Genomic DNA, 15,068 nt, shown 5'->3' on the forward strand with positions numbered 1-15,068 from the left:
TCTGGCGTGACATTAAGCTGGCTGAGTCCCGGGTAAAACCCGCAAATTGATACCGGTAGGAAGACATGTCCAAACCTAAGTTTACCCGTGAAGAAGCGCTTGCGTTTCATATCGATCCAGCCCCCGGCAAATGGGAGGTGCAAGCCACCGTTCCCATGACAACACAGCGTGATCTGTCGCTGGCCTATAGTCCTGGTGTTGCCGTACCGTGCGAAGAAATCGCCGCCAACCCAGAAACGGCCTATGATTACACAAACAAGGGCAACCTTGTGGCTGTTATCTCGAATGGGACGGCCGTTTTGGGCCTCGGCAACCTTGGGGCGCTTGGCTCTAAGCCGGTGATGGAGGGCAAATCTGTGCTCTTCAAACGTTTTGCCGACGTCAATTCGATTGATATTGAACTCGACACCGAAGACCCGGATGAATTCTGCAAAGCGGTCCGCCTGATGGGACCGACATTTGGCGGTATCAACCTCGAAGATATCAAAGCGCCCGAATGCTTTATCATCGAGCAGCGTCTGAAAGAGGAAATGGACATTCCCGTCTTTCATGACGACCAGCACGGCACGGCTGTTATTTGTGCTGCTGGCCTGATCAACGCGCTCAAAATCTCGGGCAAAAAGATCGAGGATGTTAAAATCGTGCTCAATGGGGCAGGGGCCGCAGGTATTGCCTGTATTGAGCTGTTGAAATCCATGGGCGCGCGGCATGAAAACTGCATCGTGTGTGACACCAAAGGTGTGATTTTTCAGGGCCGTAGCGATGGTATGAACCAATGGAAATCGGCCCATGCGGTTAAAACCGAGCACCGCACGCTCGAAGATGCGATGGTTGGTGCCGACGTTTTCCTTGGCGTATCGGCCAAAGGGGCGGTGACGCAGGATATGGTCAAGGCGATGGGTGACAACCCGGTGATTTTCGCGATGGCCAACCCGGATCCGGAAATCACGCCAGAAGAGGCGCACGAGGTCCGCATGGATGCGATCGTTGCCACTGGTCGGAGCGATTATCCTAACCAAGTCAATAACGTACTGGGCTTTCCTTACCTATTCCGTGGCGCTCTCGACATTCACGCGCGTGCCATCAATGACGAGATGAAGATCGCCTGCGCCCAAGCATTGGCGGATTTGGCCCGCGAGGACGTCCCCGATGAGGTCGCTTTAGCCTATGGCACAAATCTGACTTTCGGCCGTGATTATATTATCCCGACCCCATTCGATCCGAGACTAATTCACCGCATTCCACCCGCCGTTGCCAAGGCTGGGATGGAAACCGGTGTCGCGAGACGCCCAATCATCGATATCGAAGCCTATGAAGAAGGGCTGAAATCGCGGATGGATCCGACTGCGTCGATCCTTCGCTCGATCAACACCCGTGCCAAGACGGCCCAGGCGCGGATGATCTTTGCCGAAGGCGATGACCCGCGTGTCTTGCGGGCCGCTGTGATGTATCAGCGTTCCGGCTTTGGCAAAGCCTTGGTTGTTGGCCGTGAAACTGATGTCAAAGAAAAGCTTGAGGCGGCTGGCCTTGGTGATGCCGTGCGTGAGCTGGAAGTCGTGAACGCGAGAAACACCGCGCATCTGCCTGCCTACAAAGACTTTTTGTATGAACGCCTACAGCGAAAAGGTTTTGACCGGCAGGATGTGCACCGTATGGCCGCCCGCGACCGGCATGTGTTTGCATCGCTCATGCTTGAACATGGACACGGCGATGGTTTGATCACCGGCGCAACCCGCAAATCGGCCCATGTGATGGAGTTAATCAACCACGTTTTCGATGCTGATGCCCAGCACGGTGCGGCTGGTGTGACGGCGCTGTTGAACAAAGGTCGGATCGTGATGATCGCCGATACGCTAGTCCATGAATGGCCGGATGAAAACGACCTGGCCAACATTGCCGAGCGCGCCGCCGGCGTTGCGCGTCACTTGGGGCTGGAACCGCGTGTGGCTTTTGTAAGTTTTTCGACCTTTGGATACCCGGTTTCAGAACGCGCCGAGAAAATGCATCTGGCACCAAGAGTGCTTGATTCTCGTGGGGTCGACTTTGAATACGAAGGTGAGATGACCGTCGATGTGGCACTAAATACCACAGCGCAAGAAGCTTACCCGTTTCAACGTCTGACGGGGCCTGCAAATATCTTGGTTGTTCCCGCCCGGCATTCCGCCTCGATTTCTGTCAAACTCATGCAAGAGATGGCAGGGGCAACCGTGATCGGGCCAATCTTGGCAGGTGTGGATAAGTCGATCCAGATTTGCTCGACCAGCATGACCGCCAATGACATCTTGAACATGGCAGTGTTGGCGTCGTGTAAAGTCGGCTGACAATCGGTCAAGGCCATTGCGCATGGTGGCGGTTTCTTCCACCATGTGCCCTCGTTTCTAGGGGCTTTGGCATGACGATATTTAACCTTGGGTCGATCAACGTTGATCTCGTTTACCGGGTTCCGCATCTGCCGGGACCGGGTGAAACCTTGGCCTCAACCGGGTTTTCAAAGGGCTTGGGCGGCAAAGGGGCAAATATGTCAGTCGCCGTGACCCGTGCGGGTGGCGTTTGTACGCATATCGGGGCCGTGGGCGATGATGGGCGCTGGGCTTTGCAGCGATTGGTGGACTACGGCGTTGTTGCAGATCACATCGCGACGTCACGCGACGCCACCGGCCACGCCATTATCGCGGTTGATGATTCCGGTGAAAACTCCATTATCCTGCATCCGGGGGCCAACCACACCCTGTCTGAATCCCATATTCGAGACGCTCTCCAAACAGCTACTTCCGACGACACTTTTCTTTTCCAGAATGAAACCAATGCTTTGTCATTGGGTGTTGATCTAGCACGTGAACGTGGCCTGCGCATTGCCCATGCCGCTGCCCCGTTTGAGGCTGCCGCGGTTGTACCGTTGCTTGGCGCTTTGGATTTATTGGTTCTCAATGAGGTCGAAGCCGAGCAGCTTCAGGCTGCGACTGGCAATTCGATTTCAGACATTCCAGTTGGGGATATCGTCGTTACTCTGGGCGCGCGCGGATGTCGCTGGCATTCCAGTGGCGGGGTCAAAGAATTCGCTGCCGTTCCTGTCAAACCCGTTGATACAACCGGTGCAGGTGACACATTTACCGGCTTTCTTGTCGCGGCGATTGATCAAGGAATGCAAATGGATGCGGCGATTGACCTGGCAGGTCGGGCAGGTGCTTTGATGGTGACAAGGCTTGGAACGGCGGACGTCATTCCGACGCTCCAAGAAGTTCAAGAGGCGTTTTAGGCTGGATTAGAGCCTACTAATGCGCAAAAGGTGCCGCTGATCCCCAAAGCTCTTTGACACGTTGGTCACGCCCACAAGCATCGCGGTACTTTTTGTAGGCATCCTTTTGTTTGATAGGGCCAAACCGGGTCAGAACGCGTTTGGACCCCTTATAATAATCCTGATGATATCCTTCGGCCTCGTAAAACTTACCAGCCGGAAGGATTGGCGTCACAATCGTGCGGCCAAGCGCCTTGGACGCGTCAGCCTTGGCAGCCTCAGCATCGGCTTTTTGGGCGGGATTAGAGACGAAAATCGCAGATCTATAGCTTTCTCCGCGATCGCAGAATTGGCCGCCAACATCCGTCGGATCAATTGAACGAAAGAACAAGTCATACAATTTGCGCTGGGATACCTGCGAGGCGTTGAATTTGATCCGAACCGCTTCGTAGTGACCTGTGCCGCCGCGTGTAACCTTTTTGTAGGTCGGGTTCGCGAGATGACCCCCAGTATAGCCAGACACAGCACTTCTGACGCCTTTCACTGACTCAAAGTCAGATTCAACGCACCAGAAACAGCCCCCCGCCACAACGATTTCATCAGCAAGCGCGCGGTCAGCTTGGACTGCAAACCCCAAGCTCATCAATGTCATCAGGGCAAGAGGGCGGGCAGAGGTCAAAAAACGCATCGGTATCTCCTTTTGTCGACACCCTGCCCAAATGTGCGTTACCAAACAATGGACTGTCATGTGATCTCACCAAGTGGTGAGCCTTTGTGAGGCTTGCATAGGGCAAGGCAACGGATAGGGTGGCGCAATGACAGACGTATCAACACATCAGGCGCAGGAAGATGCGCGCAACGACACCATCCAAATCTGGGTGAATGGCGAACTGAAACCGCGGGCCGAGGCAACCGTAAACGTATTTGATTCCGGCTTTATGCTGGGCGATGGTGTCTGGGAGGGGTTGCGGCTCTATGATGGGCGCTGGGCTTTTCTTGACGAACACATGGATCGTCTGTTCGAAGCCGCCAAGGCGATTGATATCGACATTGAGCTTGATCGTACTGGCGTGGTCGCGGCGCTCGAGCAAACCCGCACTGCGAACGGTATGACAACCGATGCACATGCCCGTTTGATGGTGACGCGTGGCGTCAAAACCCGGCCGTTTCAACATCCATCGCTTAGTCAGCAGGGGCCAACCGTGGTGATCATCATGGAGCATTCGCGCCCGTCGATCCCACGCCCATTGCGTTTGGCAACCGTTCCGCACATTCGCGGTTTACCAATGACCCAAGACCCAAAACTCAATTCACATTCCAAATTGAACTGCATTTTGGCCTGTATCGCCGCCGAAAAGGCCGGCGCGGACGAAGCCCTGATGCTCGACATACATGGGTTTGTGAACACGACCAACGCCTGCAATTTCTTTATCGTCCGCAAAGGTGCGGTTTGGACATCGACCGGCGATTACTGCATGAATGGGATCACACGGCAAAAGGTCATTGATCTGTGCCGCGCCAATGACATCCCGGTTTATGAGCGCAACTTTAGTTTGGTCGACACATACGGCGCCGACGAAGCGTTTTTGACCGGCACTTTTGGCGCGCAAACCCCTGTCAGCGAGATTGATGGCCGCCAAATTGGGTCGGGCACCGCAGGCCCCATCACTTTGCGCCTGAGACAACTGTACAAAGACCTCGTTCTGTCATGAAAATTGCGATGTGGAGCGGGCCGCGCAACCTGTCGACGGCGATGATGTATGCTTTTGGCAATCGGCTCGATTTCGCAGCCTGGGATGAGCCGTTTTATGCGGCTTATTTGAAACGCAGCGGACGTGATCATCCGATGCGTGATCATATTATTGCATCGCATGATGCTGACCCGGCCTCTGTTGGCGAAAAATGTGCCGGTCCAATCCCCGACGGTAAAACCCATTGGTACATGAAGCACATGGGTATTCACATGGACGGTATGCCGTTGGATTGGGCCGAGGGATGCGTCAACATCCACCTGATCCGCCATCCAGCGCGGGTGATTGCGTCTTATGCGGCCAAACGCGAAAATCCGACCTTGCACGATATTGGGTTTTCTCAACAGGTTGAGATTTTTGATCGTTTCCCCGGCCCTGTGATCGACAGTGCAGATATTCGACGTGATCCCAAGGGAATGTTGATGAAGCTTTGCGATGAAATCGGATTGGGTTTCGACCCGGCTATGTTGTCGTGGCAAGCCGGGCCAAGATCGTTTGACGGCGTTTGGGCCACACATTGGTATGGCGCGGTTCATCAAAGTAGCGCTTTCGCCAAGGCCGAAGGGCTGTTGCCTGACCTCAATGGCAAGGCAGTGGAGTTATGCGCACAGGCGATGCCTTTTTATGAGCGTTTATCAGCAGTTAAGCTCTGATACGGGAAAATCCACGGGCTTTTCCCCATGTTGAGACGGGGCGCCATTCCCATATCGACTGCATGAAACGTCGTGAATTTCTCAGCCTCACCCTTGGCGGCGCTGCCGCTGCTTTGACACCGTTGCCACGATTGGCCGCCGCCGCTCCGGCCGTCATCCCTGTGTCATCCCCTAAATACGTTTGGGCGGTGGCCATGGCCCGCGCTCAAAACAATGTCTCGGCCGAAATGCTGCAAAGCTCGCTCAAAATTGGTGCGACTGAAGCCTCCGGTCTCATGACGCGATTGGCTGCGCGGGGTGTCATCAACGTGCCGAACGCCGCAGGCGTGGCGCGGGCCGCTGCACCTGTGTTTCGCGGGTCGGGATATGTGCCGGTGGCACCGCCTACCGCGGCGTTGAAAACGCCAAGTGATCACCCTGGTATCAAAAAGCTGGCCGAACACGTGCTGGATGATGACCGCAGGGGGCCCAACCAAGAGGCGGCGGTTACGACTTCAGAAGATCAGCCAGCTTCATCGCCACTGCCGGATTCCCAGAAACCTTGATCTTGCCCATCATAACAGCAGTCATCGGATTTAACGTGCCAGACAGCAGCTTGATCAAGTTCTCGGAGGATAGTTTCAACGTACAATCAGTATCACGTTCCTGATCAGACGCGGTTCCGTCCGCCAAAACAATAACCCCGTCATCGCCACAATCAAACTTGAGCGATCCTTCAAAGCTCTTGGTTTCCAGACCTTGTTGCAGGCGCGGTAATAAATCGGTCAGCATGTTATTCCCCATTTTTCTATGTCGCTAAGGGGACAGTTTCACCTCGGCAAGCTTAACGTCGGGTATGACGCTGCGGCCAAAAGCAAAACGCCCCGGATGCGAAACCCGAGGCGTCTTTTGTTTCACGTTTGTCAGGGATTAGCCTTTGACGCGACGATCCCGTGCGGCCAACAGCTTCAGACGCAGCGCGTTCAGCTGGATAAAGCCGGCGGCGTCTTTTTGGTCATAGGCACCTGCATCGTCTTCGAATGTCACATGCTCTTCGGAATAGAGCGAATGCTCAGACGCGCGGGCAATGGTGAAGGCTGAGCCTTTGTAAAGCTTCAGGGTCACCGTGCCAGTCACGTGTTCTTGTGATTTATCAATGGCGGCCTGCAGCATTTCACGCTCGGGTGAATACCAGAATCCGTTGTAGATCAGCTCAGCATAGCGTGGCATCAAGCTGTCCTTGAGGTGACCGGCGCCGCTATCCAGAGTGATCTGTTCGATACCACGATGCGCTTCCAGAAGGATTGTACCGCCCGGCGTTTCGTAGATGCCGCGCGATTTCATGCCAACAAAACGGTTTTCAACGAAATCGAGACGACCGATACCATGTTTGCGGCCATAGTCGTTCAGCTGTGTCAGGATTGTTGCAGGCGACATCGCAACGCCATTGATGCTAACTGCGTCACCTTTTTCAAAACCGATCTCAATGATTTCGGGTGTGTCGGGTGCGTCCTCAGGCGACACTGTGCGCTGGTACACATATTCAGGGGCCTGATCCGCAGGATCTTCCAGCACTTTGCCTTCGGAAGACGTGTGCAACAGGTTGGCGTCCACGCTAAACGGCGCTTCGCCACGTTTGTCTTTCGCGATTGGGATCTGGTTTTTCTCAGCGAAATCCAAAAGCGAGGTCCGCGAGTTCAAGTCCCATTCACGCCATGGCGCGATGCATTTGATGTCGGGGTTCAACGCATAGGCGGCCAGTTCAAACCGAACCTGATCATTGCCCTTGCCGGTTGCACCGTGGGCAACTGCGTCAGCACCAGTTTCTTCGGCGATCTCAACCAGACGCTTGGAAATCAGCGGGCGAGCGATGGATGTCCCGAGAAGGTAAAGGCCTTCGTAAACCGCATTGGCGCGGAACATCGGGAAAACAAAATCTCGTACAAACTCTTCGCGCACATCTTCGATATAGATGTTCTCGGGCTTGATGCCGAGCATTTCGGCCTTGGCGCGGGCGGGTTCAAGCTCTTCGCCCTGACCGAGGTCAGCGGTAAAGGTCACAACTTCGCAGCCATATTCGGTCTGCAGCCATTTGAGGATGATCGAGGTGTCAAGGCCGCCGGAATAGGCCAGCACAACTTTCTTGGGCGCGGTCATGGAACTGTCCTTACATGGGATTTAGCGCGGGTTATCCGGTTTTGCCCCAAGGGGCAAGGCTGCCAGCTTGACACAATGGCGCGGCATGGTAGCCAAAGGTTAGTTAATTAATGGAGTGAGGGTGCTATGAAGGGTTGGTTAATTTTTAAACATGCATTTGGTATGGTTCTTAGAAACTGGCAAGAGGCGATCAAAATCGGCTTGCTGCCGGTTCTGCTTGTCATCGCAACCGGTTTTATTGTTTTGCGCTCCACGGCGTGGGAATTGCTTAGCGGCGTAAACCCACAGGACATGGAAAATGTTTTTGCCCAACCACAGTTTTTTACCGGAATTGTCGTGGTCTGGCTGATGGCCATGCTCTGTATGCTTTGGATTGTAGTAAACTGGCATCGCTTTGTTTTACTTGAAGAGTTTCCTGTTGGTTGGGTGCCGCCGCTGCGGTTCGGCCATGTTTTGGGCTATTTGGGTCGGATCATCCTTTTGGTGCTGTTGGCCATGTGTATGATGATCCCTGTTGGTTTAGTCGCTAGCTTTTTGATGCAAGCACTGCCTGCCTTGGGCATTATTGCATTTGTAGTGGCCTACCTGTTTCTGGCGATCTTGATGTACCGCGTGATAGCCATTCTGCCTGCTGGCGCAGTGGGCAAGCCGATCAAAATTGGCCAAGCTTTCGAAGCAACCAAAGGCGCGAATGGTGATATTTTTGTGCTGTTGCTGGTGTCGTTTGGGGCCAACATTTTGTTGCAGTTGGTGATTGTTGCACTCTCTGCGGTTAGCCCGATTTTGGGTGGCCTTGTTTCGATTCCAATCAGTCTGGCGCTTGCTTTGGTGAATGTGTCCGTTTTGACCACGTTTTACGGGCATTATATCGAAGGTCGTCCGTTGGACTGACTTGCAAGCGGGCTGCGTCTGGGTCACTCATCAAGAATGAGTGATTTCCAAGACAAAGCCCGCCAAGCTACCGTCGCAATGCGTGATGTGTTTCCCGAAACGCCGTTGTTGCGAAACGATCATCTGTCTCAGCGTTTTGAGGCAGATGTCTGGCTCAAGCGCGAAGATCTGAGCCCGGTGCGCAGTTACAAATTGCGTGGGGCTCTGAATGCGATGCGCAAGCAGCAGGACAAGGGTCTCTTTGTTTGTGCGAGCGCGGGCAATCATGCGCAGGGTGTCGCTTATATGTGTCGCCATTTTGGGGTGCGAGGCGTGATCTTCATGCCAGTAACAACCCCCCAGCAGAAAATTCAAAAAACCGGGATGTTTGGCGGAAATAGTGTCGAAATTCGCTTGGTTGGCGACTATTTCGATGATTGTCTTGCGGCAGCGCAGGCCTTTTGCGACACCGAAGGGGGCCATTTCTTATCACCCTTTGATGATCTTGATGTCATTGAAGGTCAGGCCAGTGTTGCGGTCGAAATCGAACAACAACTCGGCTCCATTCCGGATCATATGGTTATCCCGGTTGGCGGCGGTGGGTTAAGCTCCGGCGTATTGTCCTATTTTGGCAATGATACGCATTACACCTTTGTAGAGCCGGTGGGCGGGGCGTGTTTGCGGGCGGCGTTGCAGGCCGGGAAGCCGGTTTCTCTGCCGCGTGTCGATACATTCGCTGACGGCGCGGCGGTTGCCAAAATCGGTGAAAAGACATTTACGACCCTAAAAGGAGTCGGTTTGGCTAATAGTTTGACCATTCCAGAGGACCGGCTTTGTACGACGATGATTGAAATGCTCAATGTCGAAGGCATCGTCCTTGAGCCAGCCGGTGCCTTGTCGATTGATGCCTTAAAAGATCTCGGTCAGGCGATCCGCGGACGCACAATTGTTTGCGTGGCCTCAGGCGGCAATTTTGATTTTGAACGGCTGCCTGAAGTCAAAGAACGAGCGCAGCGGTACTCAGGAATCAAAAAGTACTTCATTCTACGTTTGCCCCAGCGTCCAGGTGCCCTCAAAGACTTTCTCAACTTACTCGGGCCAGATGACGATATTGCCCGTTTCGAATATTTGAAGAAATCGGCGAGGAATTTTGGATCGGTATTGATCGGAATTGAAACAAGCGAGCCCGAGCAATTTACCCGGTTGTTTGAAAAGCTAGATGCAAATGGCTTCACCTACCAAGACATCACGGAGGATGAAATCTTGGCTCAGTTCGTCATTTGAGGCACTAAAACAGGGTGTTGCGTGCCAAGACTGACGTCGCCGACCCTAGGCAGCAAGGCGGTTTGGCAGGTCTTCTTGAAATTGAACGCGAGACGTTTCAAACGTTTCGCGTACCTCGGCAGGGCTGACAACTTCGGGGCGGCCAGTCGACGCGGCTTTTTCGCCTTTCAAACATAGCTGCGCCAAGCTTTCGAACCCAAGGTTCAATGCCGCACCTTTCAAGAAGTGCATTTGTTCTTCAGCGACAACCGGGTCGGATGCGCTTTGTTCAAAGATGCAAATGGCGCCCTCAACCTCATCAAGAAACAACTCGACCACTTCGCCAAAATCCTCGGCTCCTATTTCTTCAACCAGCTCATTAATGCGTGACCAATCGATCATATGGACACCTCCTAACGGGAAAATACCGGTCAGAAAGTGAACAAGACGTTTCTGATACAAATGCATTGAGTTGCATTTTAAGTTTCAGTTGCCGTTAAGGGTCTGCCGATAGGACGATGTTGATGCCAAACCCTGCGCAAAGGAATCGCTGTGCAACCTGACCCAGTCAACTCTCAAGCCACGCAAACGGGTGCCGTTCGCGTTGTGCTGATCGTTGATGACAGCCGACTGCAATTGCGGATCATGACGGCAATGCTTGGCCGCATGGGGTTTGAAGTGTTGTCCGCAGACTCCGGTGCCGAAGCATTAGAGATTTGCGCCAAGGAAAAGCCAGATTTGGTATTGTCAGATTGGATGATGCCGGAAATGGACGGTCTGGAATTATGCCGTAGATTCCGAGAGTTACAAAGCGAGAGCTATGGTTACTTTATCCTGTTAACCTCGAAAAGTGAGAAGGGCGATGTTGCCGAAGGTTTGGATGCTGGCGCTGATGATTTTCTAACGAAACCGGTTAACGCACATGAACTGCGCGCGCGGATCAATGCCGGTGCTCGGGTTTTGTCGATGGAACGCCAGCTTTCCGATAAAAACCGTCAGGTCTCCGAAACGTTGGACGAATTGCGTGAAATTCATGAGGCGATCGATAAAGACCTGCGCCAAGCCCGTACAATTCAGCAATCATTGGTACCTGAGCGCGTATGCGAAATCGCCACCTCGCGGGTGAGTTTGCTTTTGCGGCCCTGCGGCCATGTTGGCGGTGATCTTGTGGGCATGTTTCGACCCGGCTACGATCGTTTGGGTTTGTACAACATTGATGTTTCCGGGCATGGGATTACCTCGGCCATGGTGACTGCACGGGTCGCTGGATATTTGAGTAGTAATTTTCCTGACCAAAACGTTGCCTTGGAAAAGCGATTTGATCGGTTTTACGCGATGCGTGAACCTGCTGAAACAGCGTGCCTTCTCAATCAACGTCTTGTCGCTGATCCGGGTGTCGAAGAATATTTGACCATGGCGTATATCGCCACCGATCTTCAGACTGGCCGGGTCCGAATGGTTCAAGCTGGACATTCTCCTCCGATGGTATTGCGTGCCAACGGTGATGTCGAATTTTTCGGTGATGGTGGCTTGCCAATCGGTCTCGTTGATCATGTCGAATATGATCAGCATGAGTTTCAATTATACACAGGCGATATGCTGTTGCTGTATTCGGATGGATTCACCGAAGCAGTCATGAAAAACGGCGAAATGCTTGGCGAAGAAGGCTTGGCGCGTATTTTCAAAGAAGCCGCGAAATGCGGCCAAGGTCCAGATCTCATTGAAGACATGTTTTGGAGGCTGACCGCCGAAATGGAAGATTCGTCTAAGTTGGGTGATGATGTGTCCGCAGCCTTGTTGGAATTTGACATTCTGAAGCAACGATCTGAGGATAAAACTTAACTGCAGTACTTTTGCACAAAAGCCGCATCGCCAGTGTTTTCCAACTTTTCGACGGCCTGTTCAATGGGGAGCCAAAGGGCTCTGTGATCGGGTTCTGGCGGGCTGGCCAACTGAAAAACCGGGGCTGCGCAATAAATGTGACACAGCTTTTCCGCCCACAGATCATACTCTGGCATATATGTGAAACGGCGGTATGCCCCCAAACGGGTTATGCGACCAATACGCCACCCCGTTTCTTCAAAGACTTCGCGGTGTAGGGCTGCAATCGGGTGCTCACCTGGATCTATACCGCCGCCAGGTAATTGAATTTCAGGCCCAGGGGCTTGTTCGGTCAGCAAAAGCTGCCCGGATCGTGGTAAAATCGCATAGGCTCCGGGGCGCATTTTGTACTGTCTACCCGCCTCAGGAGGTGTTCCAAAGCGCATCATCATGACTTGCCCCTTTGCGTTTGGCTTGATCGACCCTATATGGCTGCGATATGCCAGTCTTCGGCAGCTAAGGAAACCCCATGAGCATCGGCACCAAAATCGCTTGGGACGACACCGTCCTGCCCTTTCAACTTGACCGCACCGACATGCGTGGCCGCGTGGCGCGCCTTGACGGTGTGTTGTCGGGCGTCTTGAAACAGCATGAATATCCCGAACCAGTGGAAGCGCTCGTCGCTGAAATGGCACTACTGACCGCGTTGATAGGCCAAACGATCAAACTTCGTTGGAAGCTGTCACTTCAGGTACAGACCAAGGGCGCTGTGCGTATGATTGCCACTGATTACTATGGTCCGGAAAAGGAAGGTGAACCAGCCCGCATTCGCGCTTATGCCAGCTTTGACAAGGATCGGATCACTGACGATGACCCGTTCAAACAACTGGGCGGCGAAGGGTATTTTGCCGTTTTGGTTGATCAAGGTGATGGCAAGAAACCCTATCAAGGGATCACTGGCCTGAATGGTGACAGCCTGTCTGACTGCGCGGCGGCGTATTTTGCCCAGTCCGAACAGTTGCCAACGCGGTTTTCCCTGTCTTTTGGCAAGTCGACAGAACCGGGTGTGCCAGAACACTGGCGCGCGGGCGGGATCATGTTGCAGCATATGCCCAAAGCCTCGCCATTGATGGAGGGCGCGGAAAACGTGCAGGCTGTTCCTGAGGCAACCAGTGAAGAGGTTGCGGAAAACTGGAACCGGGTGAATTTTCATCTCGATACTGTGGATGAGCTGGAAATGATCGGGCCGGTGGTCACGCCGACACAGCTTTTGTTGAGACTGTTCCACGAGGAACAACCGCGTGTCTTTGATGCCCAGCCGGTAAAATTCGGCTGTACCTGTTCCGAAGATCGTGTTCGCCAAAGCCTGTCTATTTATTCTGCTAAGGATATCAAGACGATGACCCGGGAAGACGGTAAAGTCACAGCGGATTGCCAGTTTTGCTCGGCCCATTATGTTCTCGACCCGGCAACCGTTGGGTTTGAAGCAAAAAATGACGATTCCTGATCAGATATCTCAGTTGAAGATGGCGTTGGCCCAAGGGTCGACGCCGTCTTCTGACTTTGACTTAAACCCCGACGTGGTTTTACCTGAAGGGCGCAAATTGCGTCCTGCCGGGGTTTTGGCTGCGTTTCAAACCGGCCCACAAGGCCTAGAGCTCATCCTCACCAAGCGCGCATCACATCTTAAGCATCATCCGGGTCAGATTGCGTTTCCCGGTGGAAAAGTTGACGGGGCAGATGCCGACGTGACATCTGCGGCGTTGCGTGAAGCGGACGAGGAAATCGGACTGCGACCGGGGAATGTTGAAGTGCTGGGCGCATTGCCCTGTCATGAAACCGTGACTGGTTTTCGCGTGACCCCCGTTATTGGGCTGGTTAAGGCCGGTTTTGATCCGATCCCAGAGCCGGGTGAAGTTGACGAGGTGTTCACAGTGCCATTTGAACATGTCACTGATCCCGCTCGGTTTTCGGTGCAATCACGCCGTTGGCAAGGCCGCCGCCGCCATTATTACACCGCGCCTTTTGGTCCATATTATGTGTGGGGCGCAACGGCACGTATGTTGCGAGGTTTGGCGGATAGGATCGCACAATGACGCGGGTTTTCGGCGATTGGCTGACAGCGACCGGGGCGCAAACGGTTATGTCGCTTCTCGAAACGGCTGGTTTTCAAGCATATGCCGTGGGCGGCTGTGTTCGCAACGGCTTGCTGGGTGAAGAGGTTGCGGATGTCGATATTTCGACCGACGCGCGGCCCCCAAAAGTCGTGTCGCTTGCTGAGAAGGCGGGTTTAAAAGTGGTCCCAACTGGGATTGAACATGGCACTGTGACGGTGGTTGCCGATGGTGTGGGGTATGAAATCACCACGTTTCGCGCGGATGTCGAGACGGATGGACGCCGCGCCGTGGTGCGGTTTTCCGATGATATTGCCGAAGACGCAATCCGCCGTGATTTCACCATGAACGCCTTATATGCGGACAGACATGGCGAAGTTCTGGATCCTTTGGGAGGTCTGCCCGATCTTTTGGCGCGGCGGCTTCGGTTTATCCAAGATGCAGATCGCCGAATCCAAGAAGACTACCTGCGGATATTACGGTTTTTTAGGTTTTCAGCATGGTATGGCGATCCGTCCGAAGGGATGGACCAAGATGCGCTTGCTGCGATTGCCGGAAACCTGGATGGGTTAAATCAACTGTCCCGCGAAAGGGTGGGAAGCGAGATACTCAAACTGCTGAGCGCCAAAAACCCTGTCATGGCAGTGTCTGTTATGGAGCAGACGGGGGTGTTGGCCACCGTTCTCACCGGCGCTGTTTCTCGCGCCTTGGGCCCTCTTGTCTTGAATGAACAGGCGCTGGGCTTGCCCCCGAATGGCCTTCGGCGGTTGGCGGTTTTGGGGTTCTTTGATGGTCCTTCGTTGCGGCTTTCCAAGGCGCAACAAAGGCAACTTGCGCTGTATCAGTCTCTGATTTCTGGATCGCAGCGGCTTAATGAGATCGCCTATCGGCACGGGTGCGACAAGGCTTTGGATGTGTCGGCCTTAAGAGCGGCAAGTCTTGAACAGCTTGGTGTTGCGCCTGACTTGGCGGCGTTGACTGCGGCGGCACATGCCCGTTTTCCGATCACGGCTCAGGATTTGATGCCTGATTTTTCCGGGGCGTCTCTTGGGCAGATGATCAAGCAATTGGAAGAGGCCTGGGTCACGTCAAATTTCACCTTGAGCAAAGATGATTTGCTAGACCTGCGCAACGAGGGGTGACACAGGCGCGATAATGCGCTATCTGAGGGCGAGCCTTAGGAGGATTTATGATGGATCGAGACAGGATTATTACCAGCTTCTGC

General features: G+C 53.7%; 16 protein-coding genes. 11 read left to right on the forward strand and 5 right to left on the reverse strand.

The window, feature by feature from the left end; genetic code table 11:
- Positions 1-65 precede the first annotated feature (65 nt).
- Both ACRBB0_RS03165 and ACRBB0_RS03170 read left to right on the forward strand, forming a co-directional pair.
- Positions 66-2,321 (forward strand): NADP-dependent malic enzyme, encoded by a 2,256-nt coding sequence (locus ACRBB0_RS03165; protein WP_431372943.1) that lies wholly within the window; start codon positions 66-68, stop codon positions 2,319-2,321.
- Positions 2,322-2,392: 71 nt separating this feature from the next.
- On the forward strand, positions 2,393-3,256 hold the full coding sequence (locus ACRBB0_RS03170) for a ribokinase (RefSeq protein WP_431372944.1): 864 nt from the start codon (positions 2,393-2,395) through the stop codon (positions 3,254-3,256).
- Between the two features lie 16 nt (positions 3,257-3,272).
- On the opposite strand, the gene msrA is transcribed toward ACRBB0_RS03170, so the two are convergent.
- A complete protein-coding gene (gene msrA, locus ACRBB0_RS03175) occupies positions 3,273-3,923 on the reverse strand; it encodes a peptide-methionine (S)-S-oxide reductase MsrA (protein ID WP_431372945.1) in 651 nt (216 codons plus the stop codon).
- 127 nt (positions 3,924-4,050) lie between these two features.
- On the opposite strand from msrA, the gene ACRBB0_RS03180 reads away from it, so the two are divergent.
- From ACRBB0_RS03180 to ACRBB0_RS03190, 3 genes are all read left to right on the forward strand, one after another.
- Positions 4,051-4,947, forward strand: a complete 897-nt coding sequence (locus ACRBB0_RS03180; protein ID WP_431372946.1) for a D-amino acid aminotransferase — start codon at positions 4,051-4,053, stop codon at positions 4,945-4,947.
- Positions 4,944-5,639 carry an HAD family hydrolase gene (locus tag ACRBB0_RS03185; protein ID WP_431372947.1) on the forward strand — a complete coding sequence of 232 codons (696 nt, stop codon included), beginning with the start codon at positions 4,944-4,946 and terminating at the stop codon, positions 5,637-5,639. The genes ACRBB0_RS03180 and ACRBB0_RS03185 overlap by 4 nt, the downstream gene beginning before the upstream one ends.
- A 62-nt stretch (positions 5,640-5,701) precedes the next feature.
- Complete coding sequence (locus ACRBB0_RS03190; protein WP_431372948.1) at positions 5,702-6,184, forward strand: hypothetical protein; 483 nt, start codon at positions 5,702-5,704, stop codon at positions 6,182-6,184.
- On the opposite strand, the gene ACRBB0_RS03195 is transcribed toward ACRBB0_RS03190, so the two are convergent.
- Together ACRBB0_RS03195 and ACRBB0_RS03200 are read right to left on the reverse strand one after the other, a co-directional pair.
- Positions 6,126-6,410 (reverse strand): SCP2 sterol-binding domain-containing protein, encoded by a 285-nt coding sequence (locus ACRBB0_RS03195; RefSeq protein ID WP_431372949.1) that lies wholly within the window; start codon positions 6,408-6,410, stop codon positions 6,126-6,128. The two genes, ACRBB0_RS03190 and ACRBB0_RS03195, sit on opposite strands and share 59 nt — an antisense overlap.
- A 138-nt stretch (positions 6,411-6,548) precedes the next feature.
- Positions 6,549-7,775, reverse strand: a complete 1,227-nt coding sequence (locus tag ACRBB0_RS03200; protein WP_431372950.1) for an argininosuccinate synthase — start codon at positions 7,773-7,775, stop codon at positions 6,549-6,551.
- Positions 7,776-7,901: 126 nt separating this feature from the next.
- Here ACRBB0_RS03200 and ACRBB0_RS03205 point away from each other — a divergent pair, with 126 nt between their 5' ends.
- Entirely contained in the window at positions 7,902-8,666 is a 765-nt protein-coding gene (locus ACRBB0_RS03205; RefSeq protein ID WP_431372951.1) for a hypothetical protein, read from the forward strand.
- A gap of 36 nt (positions 8,667-8,702) precedes the next feature.
- Positions 8,703-9,929, forward strand: coding sequence for a threonine ammonia-lyase IlvA (ilvA, locus tag ACRBB0_RS03210; protein WP_431372952.1), 1,227 nt, complete (start codon positions 8,703-8,705; stop codon positions 9,927-9,929).
- Positions 9,930-9,974: 45 nt separating this feature from the next.
- Here the strand turns inward: ilvA and ACRBB0_RS03215 are convergent, their stop codons facing one another.
- Entirely contained in the window at positions 9,975-10,310 is a 336-nt protein-coding gene (locus tag ACRBB0_RS03215) for an Hpt domain-containing protein (protein ID WP_431372953.1), read from the reverse strand.
- A 150-nt stretch (positions 10,311-10,460) separates the two neighbouring features.
- Here ACRBB0_RS03215 and ACRBB0_RS03220 point away from each other — a divergent pair, with 150 nt between their 5' ends.
- Complete coding sequence (locus ACRBB0_RS03220) at positions 10,461-11,750, forward strand: PP2C family protein-serine/threonine phosphatase (RefSeq protein WP_431372954.1); 1,290 nt, start codon at positions 10,461-10,463, stop codon at positions 11,748-11,750.
- On the opposite strand, the gene ACRBB0_RS03225 is transcribed toward ACRBB0_RS03220, so the two are convergent.
- Entirely contained in the window at positions 11,747-12,181 is a 435-nt protein-coding gene (locus ACRBB0_RS03225) for an NUDIX hydrolase (RefSeq protein WP_431372955.1), read from the reverse strand. The two genes, ACRBB0_RS03220 and ACRBB0_RS03225, sit on opposite strands and share 4 nt — an antisense overlap.
- A gap of 77 nt (positions 12,182-12,258) precedes the next feature.
- On the opposite strand from ACRBB0_RS03225, the gene ACRBB0_RS03230 reads away from it, so the two are divergent.
- From ACRBB0_RS03230 to ACRBB0_RS03240, 3 genes are read left to right on the forward strand one after another with little or no spacing between them, the layout of a single operon-like run.
- Positions 12,259-13,236: an Hsp33 family molecular chaperone HslO gene (locus tag ACRBB0_RS03230; RefSeq protein WP_431372956.1), complete on the forward strand. Its 978-nt coding sequence runs from the start codon at positions 12,259-12,261 to the stop codon at positions 13,234-13,236.
- The gene (locus tag ACRBB0_RS03235) at positions 13,223-13,825 is read left to right on the forward strand and encodes a CoA pyrophosphatase (protein WP_431372957.1); all 603 of its coding nucleotides are present in this window, start codon (positions 13,223-13,225) and stop codon (positions 13,823-13,825) included. The genes ACRBB0_RS03230 and ACRBB0_RS03235 overlap by 14 nt, the downstream gene beginning before the upstream one ends.
- A complete protein-coding gene (locus ACRBB0_RS03240; RefSeq protein WP_431372958.1) occupies positions 13,822-14,985 on the forward strand; it encodes a CCA tRNA nucleotidyltransferase in 1,164 nt (387 codons plus the stop codon). Before ACRBB0_RS03235 ends, ACRBB0_RS03240 begins: the two co-directional genes overlap by 4 nt.
- Positions 14,986-15,068 lie beyond the last annotated feature (83 nt).

This window comes from Pelagimonas sp. (assembly GCF_050633425.1).
Classification (GTDB): Bacteria; Pseudomonadota; Alphaproteobacteria; order Rhodobacterales; family Rhodobacteraceae; genus Pelagimonas.

Coding starts and splice junctions, on each gene's coding strand:
- ACRBB0_RS03165 (WP_431372943.1), top strand. CDS start 66: ATGTCCAAACCTAAGTTTACCCGTGAAGAAGCGCTTGCGTTTCATATC.
- ACRBB0_RS03170 (WP_431372944.1), top strand. CDS start 2,393: ATGACGATATTTAACCTTGGGTCGATCAACGTTGATCTCGTTTACCGG.
- msrA (WP_431372945.1), bottom strand. CDS start 3,923: ATGCGTTTTTTGACCTCTGCCCGCCCTCTTGCCCTGATGACATTGATG.
- ACRBB0_RS03180 (WP_431372946.1), top strand. CDS start 4,051: ATGACAGACGTATCAACACATCAGGCGCAGGAAGATGCGCGCAACGAC.
- ACRBB0_RS03185 (WP_431372947.1), top strand. CDS start 4,944: ATGAAAATTGCGATGTGGAGCGGGCCGCGCAACCTGTCGACGGCGATG.
- ACRBB0_RS03190 (WP_431372948.1), top strand. CDS start 5,702: ATGAAACGTCGTGAATTTCTCAGCCTCACCCTTGGCGGCGCTGCCGCT.
- ACRBB0_RS03195 (WP_431372949.1), bottom strand. CDS start 6,410: ATGCTGACCGATTTATTACCGCGCCTGCAACAAGGTCTGGAAACCAAG.
- ACRBB0_RS03200 (WP_431372950.1), bottom strand. CDS start 7,775: ATGACCGCGCCCAAGAAAGTTGTGCTGGCCTATTCCGGCGGCCTTGAC.
- ACRBB0_RS03205 (WP_431372951.1), top strand. CDS start 7,902: ATGAAGGGTTGGTTAATTTTTAAACATGCATTTGGTATGGTTCTTAGA.
- ilvA (WP_431372952.1), top strand. CDS start 8,703: ATGAGTGATTTCCAAGACAAAGCCCGCCAAGCTACCGTCGCAATGCGT.
- ACRBB0_RS03215 (WP_431372953.1), bottom strand. CDS start 10,310: ATGATCGATTGGTCACGCATTAATGAGCTGGTTGAAGAAATAGGAGCC.
- ACRBB0_RS03225 (WP_431372955.1), bottom strand. CDS start 12,181: ATGATGATGCGCTTTGGAACACCTCCTGAGGCGGGTAGACAGTACAAA.
- ACRBB0_RS03230 (WP_431372956.1), top strand. CDS start 12,259: ATGAGCATCGGCACCAAAATCGCTTGGGACGACACCGTCCTGCCCTTT.
- ACRBB0_RS03235 (WP_431372957.1), top strand. CDS start 13,223: ATGACGATTCCTGATCAGATATCTCAGTTGAAGATGGCGTTGGCCCAA.
- ACRBB0_RS03240 (WP_431372958.1), top strand. CDS start 13,822: ATGACGCGGGTTTTCGGCGATTGGCTGACAGCGACCGGGGCGCAAACG.